Here is a 327-nt window from a genome sequence, read left to right on the forward strand (position 1 = left end):
CTGCAATCTTCATCACATCGCTTTCGCGGTTAACCGCTATCAGCAATACTTTGGCCTGCTCGATCCCCGCAGCCCTTAGCAAGTCCAGCTTAGTGGCATCGCCGTAAAACACCTTATTGCCAAACTGTTCAACAAAGGCAATATGCGCGGCGTCTTTATCCAACGCGGTAAAAGGGATCTGGTTGGCAGCCAGGATCCTGGCACTCATCTGGCCAAAGCGGCCAAAACCCGCAATGACCACCTGAGGGTCCTCTACACTGCTGGCTGTATCATACACAGGCGGGCACTGACGACTGTTTACCCAGCGGCTGTAAAGTATGACCAGTG

1 protein-coding gene is annotated in these 327 nt (G+C 53.2%); it reads right to left on the reverse strand.

The genetic code is table 11. The features are described 5' to 3' along the window. On the reverse strand, positions 1-327 hold a 327-nt coding region (locus tag J0A66_RS22400), incomplete at both ends, for an NAD-binding protein (RefSeq protein ID WP_206576033.1).

Source organism: Bowmanella dokdonensis, from assembly GCF_017254865.1.
Lineage (GTDB): Bacteria > Pseudomonadota > Gammaproteobacteria > Enterobacterales > Alteromonadaceae > Bowmanella > Bowmanella dokdonensis.